Genomic DNA, 13,429 nt, shown 5'->3' on the forward strand with positions numbered 1-13,429 from the left:
AAGAAATGTTTCCAGTGACACGCACTGAGAAAGGAGGTACATCGTGAGCGGCAAAGAAGGTCAGGATTCGGGCAAACTGCAGGTTCTGCCTATCAATAAAAATTTTGAAGAAGAAGCCAAACAACTAATACTAGATGGATTAGCAGAGCGTTTTGGGTATCTTGATCATTCGCTAAACCCTGATCTGGACGATATTATGACTCATTACAATAAAAAAGGAAGTGTTTTTTTAATTGCTATCGTAAACAAGGATCTGGTCGCGACTGGGGCTATCACGAAAGAAAATGACCAGTTGGGAAGAGTGGAACGAATGTCCGTTAAACGTAACTATAGAAGAAAAGGCGTAGGGAAGTTGATGTTACAGTCTCTTGAATGGTATGCAAAGACGCTTGGTTATAACAGGCTTGTCTTAGAAACCAATAAAGGCTGGACAAGTGCTCTGAATTTTTATTCGAATCATGGCTTTACAGTCTATCGGAATGACACAAGACGCTCTCACTTTGAAAAGAATATCTTTTAGAAAGAGGGTTAGGATGAAAACGACTGATTACTCTAAAGTAGCGGAAGTTTATGATAAGAACCAATTCAGGTTAGAGTTTTAGCACGCAACCCTGAAAAACAGATAACCAATGATGTTTCAGTATTGGTTTGTATAGCTCAGAAAACATAATTCATTTAAAAATGGAGAAATAAATCTGCAGAAGCCCCTTCATTTAAGACCCATTTGATGGGAACCTGTTCAGCCGGATAGATGAAATCGGCATCAACTTCCATATCCAGATCAACTGCATATAGTTGCACACCTGTTTCAACAGCAATCTCAAGCAATTCATGAATGGAAGCTGCCTTGAAATCTTCCAATGCATGGGAAAGGTACTCCATTCCCTCGGATGGAACAGGTACATATTCTTTCTGAAGGATATTTACGCCTTTACGGGAAAATGCCAGAGTGACTTCAGCGCCCGAAGCGGCTGCACCTGCTGCTACATTCAATGGCGGGTAAGCGGATTCCATTTCATCATGGAGGGCTAAAATAACCACTTTTTTTGCATTCATAGATTTTCCCCCTGGCTTTTAATAGCTTAATACATGATCAGCCTGATAAGCTGTATCCAAAAAAGTTGCGACACCAGCTGCTTCGACCCCATTTACCAGCACTAAACCATCTGCAATTAATACGTTGAGTTGGCATCCATAGAGTTTGATCCCGGCAGCTAGTGCTTCGTTTAAGAGTGATTCAAGATTAGTACCATGCGTTCTGTTCATTTGGTTTAAATAACGTTGATCTAAAGCAAGTGCTCCATCAAGATCAAAAAATATGGCCACCTCATTTTTTTCTTCTGCTTTTTCCATTGCTTCCTTTAATACATAAGGAACATTTGAGCTCAACGAAACAAAATATACGAGTTTCCTGCCTGCCATATTTATCCCTTCTTTCGGATAAGACATATCATCTGCGCGGGGCTTATTTTTACCTGCTACTTGGAGATTATTCTTGGATTAATTATATAATTCCACAACCATCGATACCGCCATGGGTATGTTAGGGGTATTTTTATAATAGCTCTTTACCGGTATATCGTCAAATTATAAGGCGGTGTTTATACGGGGAGGGATTGATATGCTTTTTCAAAATGGAACTTTATTGGTACTGAATATGAAAATGTAGAGGAAGGCTGAAACGGATTCCGGTTTTTAATCGTAGTAAAAAGATAGAAACACTACTTGAATCCGGAGGTCCTGTGATGAGAGATAAAACGTTTTTTAATCTATTGGGTGCGGTCACTTACCTGTCGTGGCTGCTTTATTTTCTATTGTATTATCATGCATATACTAATTCTGAAATTGTTGAAGCTGTTATCTTCATATCTGTTGCTATGATCATCTATTTTGCGACAACGTTTTTCTATTTTCGGAAATAAGGAAAGCCCGGCCTCTACTATGTGAAAGAACAGCAGGGGCGGGGCTTTTTTTGTTCTATTGTCCTCCCCCGTTACTGGCAGATGAGGAGGCGGCGGTTGCGGCGTATACTCCTGCCAGGGTTGCGGCCTGCTGGGCTTGAATAATAGTTTCCAGGGCTGTAAACAGTCCTGTTTGAAGCGTGTTTGCCTCTCTTAGCTGATGGCTAACCGATATGTTAATTGCCACTTTTACATTCATGTCTTTATGCCATCGGAAGGAAGGTTCCTGGTCAAGTGCCTGCTTGAAGTCGAGAATTTCTTTTACCATGTTTGCATCATCGCTAAGGAATGCGATCAGTCCGGCTTCCGGGTAAAGTAAACTTTTAAAGCGGATCTCCGACTTTTTTAATGCTTGTGACGTGGTGATGGTGCGCTCCACTAACTCGTCTGGTGTATGATCCTCATCCAGCGCCAGTATATGACTTAAAAATTGAAGGTGGTTGCCCTTCCAAAAGCCTTGGCGATTGAGCGAACGATAGATATACTCGATCTGGCCAATGAGTGATTCCATTTCTTCTCCCCGGTGAGCAAGTAATGCAGCGAGCGGATAATCATCGTTTGAAGTGAGGAATGGATGTTCCTTTTTCATTAACCGATGTATCGAAACCGCACGTTCCACTTTTTCTGGGTAGTCAGGCTTTTCCTGATTATCCTGCATCAGTGCAACAGCAGCGAGGTAGGTATATTGGGAACGGTTAAATCCGCTGCGGACCATAGTTTCATAGACTTGCATCATGTCTTGAAACGCGTGGAATGGATCATCAAAACGTGTATCAAGCATAGCAGCTACAGAGTATCGAAGCGGTGAGTTCAAGTAGGAAAACATGCTTGCTTCTTTTTTTATGGTTTCCGAAAGTTTTACATAACGGTCGATATCAAATTTACGTTCACTGGTCACATAGACGGCCGCCACCATCATGACAATCTTTTTATCGGTCCATTTCATCTCTTTTCTCAACTGTTCATACACGTCCACGTAGTTATCTTTCCATAATTCGAGTTGCGTAGATAGTGCCAAATTTGCTCCCCCTCTAAAATGGTTGATTATCTTTTCTACGGATAAGGAACCGCAAAAGTTTCTTCTTATAGAGGAAAAATTACCCTTTCAGAGAAATAGATATAGGTACGGTGTAAAACATTAGAAAGGAGGAGGTAGCGATGGAAAAAGTTAACTCTGTCACGTTAAAAGGGGTAAGAGAATTCGAAGAAAAGAAATTAGTGGGATTTCGTGTGGTTTGTGAAGATATGGCAGGTTATGGCGAAGAGATTCCAAAAGCATCGATGGCATTAGAAAGACGTAAAAATGAGATGAAACAACTCGTTGACCCAGTTAAACTGATCGGGGCATTTAAAGCTGCAGAGACGACCGAAGAGGATGATGGATACTGGGTCTGTTATGAGGTTCATGATTTTGAGAACATTCCTGCAGGGATGGTCACTCTAGTTGTTCCTACGCAGAAGTACGCGGTGCTGAATTTTAAAGGGCATGCTACAGAGATCTTCAAAGTATATTCTCATCTGCATCAATGGATAGAAGAAAATGGATTTACGAGAGTGCCAGACAAGTGGTCATTAGAAATCTATTCGAAATGGACGGAAAGTGAAGATATTGTGGATTTATGTGATCCGATCAGGTAGTTGTTTAGTTGAACGAAAGAGTAAATCAAGCAGGAGGAGATAAATAGGGTGAAAAGTATGGTGTGAAGATTAGTATTCCATTAGGTAAAGGTGGTATTTTTTGTTGAAGTCGTTTCTTGAACAAGTTCATTATATTAGAATACCTGTGAGAGATTTAGATTTGTCAGCTAAATGGTATAGCGAAATATTAGGGCTTACATTGTTATCCATTACTGAAGATCCATTTGCCATTATTAAAGTGCATGATGGTCCGTTCTTACTTATTTTAGTGCCTACTAAAGATGATACATATGCACATTTTAAAATGGATGAGGAACCAGCTTTTATTATCGGCTTTACTAGTCCTGAATTAGCTGAATTTCACCAGCACCTAATGGATAACGATGTGAAGGTGGATGATATAAAAGAAGAAAATGGCCATGCCTTTTTTCATTTTTATGATCCCAGTGGTAATAAGCTTCAAGTACACTGGTAGGAGATTAGGCGCGACACCCCAGGTCCTCCAGATTTTGTAAGTTTGATTTTAAGCTGGCTGAAAAGGGTATTGTTTCTTTATCTATATATTTTGACTAGGGGGATGGGCTATGAAGATCTATACGATTGGGCATTCCGCTCACGATGAAGAACAATTTCTTGCGATGCTTGAAGCGGGTGATATCGAATCTGTGGCAGATATTCGAGCGTTTCCTGCCAGCCGGAAGTTCCCTCAGTTTCATCAGAATAATCTGAAAAAATGGTTGAAGGAAGCAGGCATTAAATATGGGCATTATCCACTTCTCGGCGGCAGAAGGAGCCGATCCGGCGAAATTGGAGAGGATCTTAATACGGGGTGGAACAATCGCTCGTTTCATAATTATGCCGATTACACATTGACGGATGAATTTCAGAAAGGGCTCGATGAACTGAAGTCCGCAGCTGAAGGGGAAAATGTGGTATATATGTGTTCCGAGCGGCATCCTGCAAGATGCCATCGCTTGCTGATCAGTAATTGGCTGCAGGCGAATGGCTGGGAAGTATTTCATATTCTGGAAGGTTCTAAGGGAAAGCCCGAGCTTGTTGGGCATGAATTGGGAAAATGGGGTGCGATGCCGATTGTGGAAGCGGATGGGACGGTCGTCTATCCGGATCTTGCTGAGTAGTTTTTATCAGGGAGGAAGGGGGAGGTCAGTGCTGCCGTTTTTGAAACGGCGATTGGCTGGCGGCTGAAGCGGAAATATTGGGGTAGAGGGTATACAACCGAGGCAGCTAAAAAGATTTTGGATTATGCTTTTGATACAGTGGGTTTACAAAGGGTAGGAGCTGATATCCATGGGCACAATATCGGCTCCATCCGGGTCGCAGAAAAAATTGGACTAAGGCTGGAAAATGCGCAGGAACCTCCCTATATTAGGTACGTCTGTGATAACAATAATTTTTAAGAGGAAGATGCAGCAATGAAAACAGAAAAAGAAAAGATGCTGGCAGGGGAAATGTATGACCCTGCTGACCCAGTACTTGTAAAAGAACGCGAAGAAGCAAGACGCAAGGTGAGGTTATACAATCAAACCCAGGAAACGGAAGGGGAAGAAAGGGCCAGGCTGTTGCATGATCTGCTTGGTTCTGCCGGGGAAAACGTGTTTATGGAACCGACGATTCGTTTCGATTACGGGAAAAACACCCACGTAGGCGATAACTTTTTTGCAAATTTTGATTGTATCATCCTGGATGTTTGTGAAGTACGGTTCGGCGATAATTGCCTGCTTGCACCGAGCGTACAAGTCTATACGGCCACACACCCGCTCGATTCCGGAGAGCGGAATTCTGGAAAAGAATATGCAAAGCCGATCACCTTTGGAGATAATGTTTGGGTTGGCGGGAATGCTGTCATTAACCCTGGGGTGACGGTCGGTGATAATGCTGTCATTGCCTCGGGAGCCGTAGTGACCAAAGATGTACCAGCGAATGTGGTGGTCGGCGGCAATCCGGCCAAGGTAATTAAACAAATCTGATTCAGCAGGATAGAGCCTGAACATACGGGCTCTTTTTTTACGGATTGCAGGGTGGTAGGTCCTAAGGCGATATGTCAGCCAGTCAGGGAGGTATAGGTGGCAGCCGACCGGGTTAAATCAGATGTAGTTGCGTTAAAGAAGCATAGTTTCCTATTCAAAAAGTGCCTGCTCCCAAATAGGTGAGCAGGCACTAAAGGATCAGGATGTATTCCTGTTATAAGCGGCAGTCCGGTATTTCTTCATCAGATGCCTTCTGCCGAGTACATTGATCGTGATCACACCTAACAAGGCGACAGCTCCACCGATGAGCGATAACGTAGTAGGAAGTTCGTTCAGCCAGACCCATCCAAAAAAGACGGCGACGGCGGGCTCCAGGTACATCATGCTTGTGACCGAGCTGGCATTTCCGAGCGACAGGGCGGTCGACCAGGTCACATAAGCGACGCCTGCCGGGAAGATACCGACATAGATCGCAGCGAGGTTCGCTTCCAATGTCGCCTGTTGAAGGGTCTCAAACAGACCGGGGCTGAAGATGAAAAAGGGAATGGTCCCGGCCCAGGTTACGTAAGCGGTCAATTCGATCGGCTTGTAGCGACGGAAGAACGGTTTCTGGAACACGAAAAAAATCGATGTTGCTACCGTTGCCATCACTAACAGTATGGCCCCGGGAGACAGGGTGAAGCCTGATCCGGAAGAGCCGATCGTGATCAGCAGGATACCGATAAATCCGATGCCAAGTCCAATCCAGCCGAACGTGCCGAGCTTTTCTTTTAACGCGATGACGGCAATAATTGCGGTGAAAATTGGCGCAGCTCCGATCAGCATGCCGGCGGTGCCGGAAGAGACAGTGATTTCACCGAAAGTAACGCCGATATGATAGATGCTGATGCCGACAAATCCTAGTGACAAAAGCGGGAGGATATCTTTTTTTAAAGGCAGTTTGAATTTCACACCGGGCCACAAGGCATAGACCGCAAACAAGCTGGATGCGATGAAGTAACGGAATAGAACCAGGTGCCCTGCGGTGTAGCCGCCGTGAAGGCTGGCGCGGATCGCTGCGAACGTTGAACCCCAGATCAGTACAGTGATAAATGCTAATGTGAATGCCTGTTTGTTCATGACAGCAACCTCCTGACTAATGAATCATGCTCCGTGTGATACCTGTTTGGTTTCCTTGACGGCGGGAGCCGGGCTCTTTTTTGTAAAATAGCTGTGCAGCGCCATCCCGGTAATGATGATTGCGAGTCCTGCCAAGGCAATACCTTGCGGGAACGGAGCAGACAGCAGCCAGGTCTCCCCGAGCAGGACGAACAATACCTGGGTGGACTGTGTCGCTTCGACGGCAGCGAGCTTCCCTTGATTTTTCCTCGCCCGGTCCGTCGCTATAAAAAATAATGTCGTGGCGATGACACCGGAGCTGACTGCAACAATGAACGTCTGCAGCAGCTGGCTGCTGGATGGTGTGCCGGCCGTGGCCCAGCCAGTTGCAGCAATGATCAGCCAAAAAGGGAGGCTGGCGAGCGTCATGCCAAGCACCCGTTGAAATGTATCGAGTCTCCCGCCGCACACCTCCATCATTTTCCGATTGCCAAGGGGATATGCAAAAGCCGCTACAACAACCGGAAGCACGCCGATTACCATTTCATAAAACGTCAGCTCTCCTGCTTTTTGCACCTGGATCAAGGCAACTCCGAACAGAATAAACAAGGAAAACAGCAGGGCCCGTACCTCCAGTTTGTTCCGTACTCTGACAGAGCCTTCCGGAGTTTCGATCGTTTTGTGAAAAAGCGGGCCAAGCAGCGCTCCGGCGACAATCGTCATTTGCCAGGTACCAGCGACAAGCCACCCGGGACCATAGGCAGCCGCATAGGTGAGCGGAGCGTAAAACAAGCCAAATCCGACAAAGCTCCAGCCGACCCATGGCAAAGGATTGCGTTTTAATTCGTCTATCACTTGCCTGCCGTTCTTCCGAAGAAGTACAATTAGAATTAAAAACGGTACCATAAAAAGAAAACGCAGCGATGAACTCCATAACCAGCTGCCACCTGACAGCTCCATGGAGCGGTTTAAAATGAAGGTCACCGCAAAGAAGACAGACGCCACGATCCCGATCAGTATTTCTTTCATACCATCCCCGCTTTTTGGTTTATAAAGTATACTATATATTCTATAAACTATATTATACATATATTCATAGTAGTTGACTAGGAAATCAGGAAGGAGAAAACCAGTGGACGAGAACCAGTCAGAAGTGGAAAAGCTAGCAAAACAAGTAGGTTCCACATTACGAAGCATTCGAAAAGAAAAAGGAATCAGCCTCCAGCAGCTTGGGGAACAGACAGGAGTGAGCGCGCTGACCCTTGGCAACATCGAGCGGGGCGAAGCCAATCCGTCGCTTGCGGTGATTTGGAAAATAGCGAATGGCTTAAGAATTCCGATTTCGATGCTGTTGAATGAGCAGCAGGAAGTGAAAATCTCCCGTAACCATGAAGGCAACCGGGTGCTGAGTGACGACGAAGCCATCCGCCTCGAGCCGATGTTTGATACATCGGGTTATGGCTCGATGGAGATTCACCGCGCTTTTTTAAAAGGGAATGAAGAGTATAAACCCGGAGCCCACCAGCCGGGCGTGGTCGAGTATGTAACCGTGATGGAAGGAGAAGTGCAGGTGAAAGTCGATGATGACACCTATCACCTATACGCATATGATTCGATCAAGTTTAAAGGCGACAGGGAGCACGCTTACATCAATCCGACCGGCCAGGTCGCAGTACTACATTTCGTTATGACATATGCCCAGTCCCGATAAGGCGGCCGCATGCGCTTATCAGAAGTACTTGGAGACAATCCGGTTTTTTATTTAGTACGCAATCGAAAAGAAGTTTCCTGAGCCGATGCATGCTATACTCTAATAAATCCAGCCTGTTCATTAAAGCAATTCCTAGGGGAAGGGTCTGGGAGAAAATGCTTGCCAATCAAATGAAAGTAGTGGATTATGGATAAGTATGTCATTTTATTTCAGTTATGGAGGATGCTATGGAAACACAGCTTAATAGAAAAATCATTCTTATTACATTTATGATTGGTGCTTTCTTTGCCGTTTTAAATGAGACCCTGCTCAATATTGCCTTAACAGAACTGATGGTTGTATTCGACCTTGAGGCTGCAACGGTACAGTGGATGGCTACGGGCTTCATGCTCGTAATGGGGGTGCTGATGCCGATTTCTGCGCTGCTGATTCAGTGGTTTACCACCAGGCAGATGTTCATCGGAGTCATGTCGGTCTTTTTAGCAGGCACGATAATAGCTGCATCTGCCATTAATTTTTCCATGCTGTTGACAGGGAGAATGATCCAGGCCGTTGGAACGGGTCTATTGATTCCGGTCATTATGAACGCACTTTTGCTGCTCTATCCTCCGGAGGTGCGCGGCAGAATCATGGGAACATTCGGACTTGTCATCATGTTCGCCCCTGCCATCGGGCCGACACTGTCCGGTGTGATTGTAGACTTTTTAGGATGGCGCTGGTTGTTCATCACGGTCATTCCTTTTGCTATCTTTTCTATCCTTTTTGGCATAAAGTACTTACAAAATGTTGGAGAAGTAACCCGCCCCAAGGCGGACGTCCTGTCGATCGTTCTTTCATCGATCGGAATTGGAGGGATAGTCTATGGATTCAGTAGTGCCGGGGAAAGTGGGGAAGGATTTTCATCTGTTACCATTCTCTCAATCCTGGGGATCAGCTTCATAAGTTTACTCCTCTTTGTTGTTCGCCAGTTGAAAATTGACGAACCTTTGCTGGATGTCCGTGTTTTTACCTACAAAAGTTATGCAAGAGGCATCATTATTTTTGTGATTGTCATCATGGCGATGTTTGCATCAGAAATCGTCATGCCGATGTATTTACAAGGGCCACTCGGTTACTCAGCGAAAGTAGCTGGATTGCTGCTCTTGCCAGGAGCTTTATTGAATGGATTGATGTCCCCGGTCATGGGAACGTTATTTGATAAATTCGGTCCAAGAAAGCTGATTATACCGGGAACGGTTGTATTAACAGGAGTCATGATCTTCTTCAGTAACCTTGGGCCTGCCATTCCGATCTGGATCTTCATATTTTCCTATATGGTACTGATGCTTTCGGTTTCAGCGATATTAATGCCGGCGCAAACAAATGCCTTGAATGAACTGCCGAAACATTTATACCCTCATGGCACGGCAATTGCCAATACATTACAGCCGATTGGGGGCGCGCTTGGCGTATCGATCTTCGTCAGTATCATGAGCCAGGGACAGAATAATTATCTGAATGAACAATCTGGTGCGGTTACGGCAAAGCTTATGGACCAGGCCATGATCATTGGTGTGCACCATGCTTATTGGTTTGCGCTTGCATTAAGTATTGGAGCGTTTATCATCGCTTTATATATCAGAAAAGCGAGTGCCCCTGATTTTGAGCCGGAAGGAACTGAACATAGAAAAGAAGACCTTTCTTTTTCATAGTCACTATCGGTCAGTTGCATATCAAAGCAGCATTTGAACGTACAAGAAGATTTTCTGTCAGCAAAAAGGTGCCTGCTCCTTCTACTTAGAGGGCAGGCACCTTTCTTTTCAATAACTAAATTAGCTGGTAGATTCTGATGATGCAGTTACCGGATTGATTCGCTTTTCTGTGAATCTCTTGATGCGCGTCATCGCTTCATCCAGCTGCTTGATGGAGGTCGCGTAAGAACAGCGGATATAGCCTTCTCCACTGGCTCCGAAGACTTCTCCTGGTACGACGGCAACATGTTCTTCCTGAAGCAGCTGCTCGGCAAATTCCGCCGAGCTCAATCCAGTTGCTTTTATGGACGGGAAGGCGTAGAACGCTCCGCCAGGATTAGGACAGTCGAGCCCGATGTCATTCAAACTGCTGACGATCAGATTCCGTCGCTGTTTATAGCTTTCGAGCATGTGCTGGACACTTTCTTGTCCATTTTTCATCGCCTCTAATGCAGCGTGCTGAGCCATCGTTGGGGCACACATCATCGTGTACTGATGAATTTTTACCATGGCAGCGATGATTTCAGCAGGGCCGGCAGCATAGCCGAGTCGCCAGCCCGTCATGGCAAATGCCTTGGAGAACCCGCTGATTAAAATGGTCCGTTCCTTCATGTCACGAATGGCTGGAAAGCTGGTGTACGGCTCGTCATAAGTGAGCTCGGCATAGATTTCATCCGACAGGACGAGGAGGTCATGCTTTTCAATCACTTTCGCAAGTTTCTCTAACTCTATTTTCTCCAAAAAGGTACCTGTCGGGTTGTTCGGATTGCACAGCATGATCGCTTTCGTTTTTGGTGTAATGGCTGCCTCGATCTGTTCCGGCTGCACTTTAAAGTCATCTTCCGCTTTTGTTTGAATCGTGACTGGAGTTCCGCCAGCCAGGGTGATGGCCGGTACATAAGCAACAAAGCTCGGTTCAACGACGATCACTTCATCGCCTGGATTGACAATTGCCCGCAACGCGAGATCAATCGCCTGGCTTGCGCCAACGGAAACAATGACCTGGTCACTGGCATCATACGATAAGTCAAAACTTCGATGGAGATAGGCACTGATTTCTTCCCGAAGCTCCAGCATGCCGGCATTTTCGGTATAGGAGGTGTAGCCCTGTTCCAGCGCATGAAAGCTTTGTTCGATAAAACTCCACGGGGTGACGAAATCCGGTTCCCCGACACCCAGGGAAATGACGTCATCCATCTGGGCCGCCAAATCAAAAAAACGGCGGATTCCGGATGGCTTCAGGTCTGCTACTTGTGTGGATAGATACTGATTCATGGTGATACCACAATTCTTTTATCGTCATCATCGTCATCTTCCAGGATGATGCCGTCATGCTTGTATTTTTTCAAAACGAAATGGGTCGTTGTTGATAGGACGGAATCGAGTGTAGACAATTTCTCGGATATGAAATGGCCGATTTCCATCATCGTGCTTCCTCTTACGGAAACGGACAGATCATAAGCGCCTGACATCAGGTAAACGGCTTTCACTTCCGGAAAACGGTAAATGCGTTCCGCTACTTTATCAAAACCTACCCCTCGGGCTGGTGTGACTTTAACATCTACCATCGCAGTCACTTCTTCTTCATTTTCCACTTTCGCCCAGTCAATGAGCGTCGAATAGCCGAGGATGGCTTTCTTTTCTTCCAGGCTTGCAATCAATGCCTCGATTTCCTGTTTACTTTTCCCCATCAGTTTCGCGATTTTTTCTACTTCGAGGTTGGCATTCTTTTCAATCAGTCTCAGTAATTCTACTTCTGTTTCTTTCATTGGTAACCCTCACTTTTCAAAGATACATATGCACCATTCTATCATAACTAACACTTAATCCTCACATAAAGAGGAGAGTTTTCTTACTTTAAGACAGTTTAACTGTGTTAAAGGATTAAAGTATAAGAAAAACTAAGGCTTTCGCCATAATGACTTGGCGACAAGCCAAGTTTTTCTAATACGAAGAAAGGGGGGGAGGCCCCTTTCAATTGTTAGATGTCCAGTATATTCCTTGCTTGTCTAATAAATGAATGATTTTGTCTCGTGAAAGATAGTTACTCACTCTTGTTCCTGCTTAAGGAAAAACGCTTATTGATAGTTGATTACCGCCGGGGCAGGGTCCAGTTTTACCACATCCATTGGCTTCAGCACTGGTTTATCTTTGTTATAAAAGGTTTTGAACCCGCCGTACTGGGAAGTGTCGTTAAGAACGAATTTCCGGTATAGGATCTGCTTGTCTCTGGAAGCACCCCATCCATCGAAATTCAATGCGACTTCGACGTTGTCGGTCGGCTGAATGGCGTCTTTATTCGTCAGGACACCATCCGTAAACTGATGGACGAGGACGATTTTATCCGGCAGGTTATTCTCTTCGACAATGCGGGATAAATACTTCACTGCTTTCTGCACCTCTTGTCCGTCCACTTGACCGAGGTCTTCTCCGGGAATTTCTCCTTCTTCAACGCTGAATTCGGTATCGATGGCAAGATGGACATACGGAAGCTTCAACCATTTTTCAATCAGTTTTACCTGATTCATGACCGAGTCCGTGCCGAGCTGGATATCGAGCAGAAGCAGGGCGTTATGTTTTTCTGCAAGCTTGGCATATTTTTCGATATCCTCTTTCGGTGTCATACGATAATATTTCCCATTTGGCCCGGGGTCACGCTGAGCGACGGTCGTGATCAGCTCAATGGTCGGAATGGCCGGGCGCTCCGGGTCTGCGTCGGAATAAGCTTGTGTCTGTTTCTTTAATTTTTTCATCATGGCTTCCGGCTCCATTTCACCGAGAATCCCCATGTTTTCCGAGTTCGGATGTCCATAAAAAGCGACAAGCCTGTTGTTTTTTAACGGTCCATCCGTTTGATCCCTGGCACCTTTGACAAGCATTTGGCCGGCTGGTACCGAACGTTCGGGGTTATCAGCCCCATCCGCCTGGGCCTCCGGCATGTTTTTCCGTTCTTTCTTTGACAGCTTTTTCTTCAAAGGTTTTGCATCTTCAGAAGGCTGCAGTGCCTGGTAAGGTTGAGGGTATTGCTTTTTACCCTCATTTGTTTTCTCGGAGGTGTCTTCTTGCTGTATGTCTTCGTTGTTATTTTTCCCGGCTTCCTTTTCCTGCGTATCAGAACCAGAGCAGGCCGAAAGGAGCAGCAGGGCTGTCATGGTTAAGACTAAGAATGACCATTTTTTCAAGGGGGACACATCCTTATCGTTTTAATTATTTAATAAAAAGCAGCCTGTATTTTATCATAGGATCATAGCTATAAGCAGGATTTAACGCATTTGAAATCTAATTATTATAGAGATGTTATTA

Annotated in this window: 17 protein-coding genes; 9 read left to right on the forward strand and 8 right to left on the reverse strand. The window is 45.3% G+C overall.

From position 1 onward, the window contains the following. Window positions 1-43 precede the first annotated feature (43 nt). A complete protein-coding gene (locus tag P855_RS0104200) occupies window positions 44-520 on the forward strand; it encodes a GNAT family N-acetyltransferase (protein WP_028782405.1) in 477 nt (158 codons plus the stop codon). A 155-nt stretch (window positions 521-675) separates the two neighbouring features. Here P855_RS0104200 and P855_RS0104205 read toward each other — a convergent pair whose 3' ends face one another. Both P855_RS0104205 and P855_RS0104210 read right to left on the reverse strand, forming a co-directional pair. After that, window positions 676-1,056 carry a DsrE/DsrF/DrsH-like family protein gene (locus tag P855_RS0104205; RefSeq protein WP_028782406.1) on the reverse strand — a complete coding sequence of 127 codons (381 nt, stop codon included), beginning with the start codon at window positions 1,054-1,056 and terminating at the stop codon, window positions 676-678. A gap of 18 nt (window positions 1,057-1,074) precedes the next feature. Then, the gene (locus P855_RS0104210) at window positions 1,075-1,422 is read right to left on the reverse strand and encodes a DsrE/DsrF/DrsH-like family protein (protein ID WP_028782407.1); all 348 of its coding nucleotides are present in this window, start codon (window positions 1,420-1,422) and stop codon (window positions 1,075-1,077) included. 323 nt (window positions 1,423-1,745) lie between these two features. Here P855_RS0104210 and P855_RS22225 point away from each other — a divergent pair, with 323 nt between their 5' ends. Further along, window positions 1,746-1,922, forward strand: coding sequence for a hypothetical protein (locus P855_RS22225; RefSeq protein WP_161628807.1), 177 nt, complete (start codon window positions 1,746-1,748; stop codon window positions 1,920-1,922). 55 nt (window positions 1,923-1,977) lie between these two features. Here the strand turns inward: P855_RS22225 and P855_RS0104220 are convergent, their stop codons facing one another. Continuing rightward, a complete protein-coding gene (locus tag P855_RS0104220; RefSeq protein WP_051353076.1) occupies window positions 1,978-2,979 on the reverse strand; it encodes a DUF4003 family protein in 1,002 nt (333 codons plus the stop codon). A gap of 140 nt (window positions 2,980-3,119) precedes the next feature. Here P855_RS0104220 and P855_RS0104225 point away from each other — a divergent pair, with 140 nt between their 5' ends. From P855_RS0104225 to P855_RS0104240, 5 genes are all read left to right on the forward strand, one after another. Next, window positions 3,120-3,599 (forward strand): GyrI-like domain-containing protein, encoded by a 480-nt coding sequence (locus P855_RS0104225; protein WP_028782409.1) that lies wholly within the window; start codon window positions 3,120-3,122, stop codon window positions 3,597-3,599. A 100-nt stretch (window positions 3,600-3,699) separates the two neighbouring features. Continuing rightward, window positions 3,700-4,074 carry a VOC family protein gene (locus P855_RS0104230; RefSeq protein ID WP_028782410.1) on the forward strand — a complete coding sequence of 125 codons (375 nt, stop codon included), beginning with the start codon at window positions 3,700-3,702 and terminating at the stop codon, window positions 4,072-4,074. A gap of 109 nt (window positions 4,075-4,183) precedes the next feature. Beyond that, window positions 4,184-4,738 carry a DUF488 family protein gene (locus P855_RS0104235; protein ID WP_028782411.1) on the forward strand — a complete coding sequence of 185 codons (555 nt, stop codon included), beginning with the start codon at window positions 4,184-4,186 and terminating at the stop codon, window positions 4,736-4,738. Window positions 4,739-4,789: 51 nt separating this feature from the next. Further along, window positions 4,790-5,017, forward strand: a complete 228-nt coding sequence (locus P855_RS21700) for a GNAT family N-acetyltransferase (protein WP_084315613.1) — start codon at window positions 4,790-4,792, stop codon at window positions 5,015-5,017. A gap of 15 nt (window positions 5,018-5,032) precedes the next feature. Beyond that, a complete protein-coding gene (locus tag P855_RS0104240; RefSeq protein ID WP_028782412.1) occupies window positions 5,033-5,587 on the forward strand; it encodes a sugar O-acetyltransferase in 555 nt (184 codons plus the stop codon). 198 nt (window positions 5,588-5,785) lie between these two features. On the opposite strand, the gene P855_RS0104245 is transcribed toward P855_RS0104240, so the two are convergent. Continuing rightward, window positions 5,786-6,706, reverse strand: a complete 921-nt coding sequence (locus P855_RS0104245) for a DMT family transporter (protein ID WP_028782413.1) — start codon at window positions 6,704-6,706, stop codon at window positions 5,786-5,788. 24 nt (window positions 6,707-6,730) lie between these two features. Further along, entirely contained in the window at window positions 6,731-7,714 is a 984-nt protein-coding gene (locus P855_RS0104250; protein WP_028782414.1) for a multidrug resistance efflux transporter family protein, read from the reverse strand. Window positions 7,715-7,817: 103 nt separating this feature from the next. Between P855_RS0104250 and P855_RS0104255 the strand changes: the two genes are divergently transcribed. After that, window positions 7,818-8,396: a helix-turn-helix domain-containing protein gene (locus P855_RS0104255; protein ID WP_028782415.1), complete on the forward strand. Its 579-nt coding sequence runs from the start codon at window positions 7,818-7,820 to the stop codon at window positions 8,394-8,396. A 227-nt stretch (window positions 8,397-8,623) separates the two neighbouring features. Beyond that, window positions 8,624-10,087: an MDR family MFS transporter gene (locus P855_RS20445; protein WP_051353077.1), complete on the forward strand. Its 1,464-nt coding sequence runs from the start codon at window positions 8,624-8,626 to the stop codon at window positions 10,085-10,087. A 120-nt stretch (window positions 10,088-10,207) separates the two neighbouring features. Here the strand turns inward: P855_RS20445 and P855_RS0104265 are convergent, their stop codons facing one another. From P855_RS0104265 to P855_RS0104275, 3 genes are all read right to left on the reverse strand, one after another. After that, window positions 10,208-11,401 carry an aminotransferase gene (locus tag P855_RS0104265; protein ID WP_037985619.1) on the reverse strand — a complete coding sequence of 398 codons (1,194 nt, stop codon included), beginning with the start codon at window positions 11,399-11,401 and terminating at the stop codon, window positions 10,208-10,210. Further along, window positions 11,398-11,895: an Lrp/AsnC family transcriptional regulator gene (locus P855_RS0104270; protein ID WP_028782417.1), complete on the reverse strand. Its 498-nt coding sequence runs from the start codon at window positions 11,893-11,895 to the stop codon at window positions 11,398-11,400. Before P855_RS0104270 ends, P855_RS0104265 begins: the two co-directional genes overlap by 4 nt. A gap of 309 nt (window positions 11,896-12,204) precedes the next feature. Continuing rightward, complete coding sequence (locus P855_RS0104275; protein ID WP_028782418.1) at window positions 12,205-13,308, reverse strand: hypothetical protein; 1,104 nt, start codon at window positions 13,306-13,308, stop codon at window positions 12,205-12,207. Between the last annotated feature and the right edge of the window lie 121 nt (window positions 13,309-13,429).

Source organism: Thalassobacillus devorans MSP14 (genome assembly GCF_000496835.1).
GTDB classification, from domain to species: Bacteria; Bacillota; Bacilli; order Bacillales; family Halobacillaceae; genus Thalassobacillus; species Thalassobacillus devorans_B.

Bases quoted from the DNA above. Each gene is read 5' to 3' on its own strand.
- P855_RS0104205 (WP_028782406.1), bottom strand. From the start codon at position 1,056: ATGAATGCAAAAAAAGTGGTTATTTTAGCCCTCCATGATGAAATGGAA.
- P855_RS0104210 (WP_028782407.1), bottom strand. From the start codon at position 1,422: ATGGCAGGCAGGAAACTCGTATATTTTGTTTCGTTGAGCTCAAATGTT.
- P855_RS22225 (WP_161628807.1), top strand. From the start codon at position 1,746: ATGAGAGATAAAACGTTTTTTAATCTATTGGGTGCGGTCACTTACCTG.
- P855_RS0104225 (WP_028782409.1), top strand. From the start codon at position 3,120: ATGGAAAAAGTTAACTCTGTCACGTTAAAAGGGGTAAGAGAATTCGAA.
- P855_RS0104235 (WP_028782411.1), top strand. From the start codon at position 4,184: ATGAAGATCTATACGATTGGGCATTCCGCTCACGATGAAGAACAATTT.
- P855_RS0104240 (WP_028782412.1), top strand. From the start codon at position 5,033: ATGAAAACAGAAAAAGAAAAGATGCTGGCAGGGGAAATGTATGACCCT.
- P855_RS0104245 (WP_028782413.1), bottom strand. From the start codon at position 6,706: ATGAACAAACAGGCATTCACATTAGCATTTATCACTGTACTGATCTGG.
- P855_RS0104250 (WP_028782414.1), bottom strand. From the start codon at position 7,714: ATGAAAGAAATACTGATCGGGATCGTGGCGTCTGTCTTCTTTGCGGTG.
- P855_RS20445 (WP_051353077.1), top strand. From the start codon at position 8,624: ATGGAAACACAGCTTAATAGAAAAATCATTCTTATTACATTTATGATT.
- P855_RS0104265 (WP_037985619.1), bottom strand. From the start codon at position 11,401: ATGAATCAGTATCTATCCACACAAGTAGCAGACCTGAAGCCATCCGGA.
- P855_RS0104270 (WP_028782417.1), bottom strand. From the start codon at position 11,895: ATGAAAGAAACAGAAGTAGAATTACTGAGACTGATTGAAAAGAATGCC.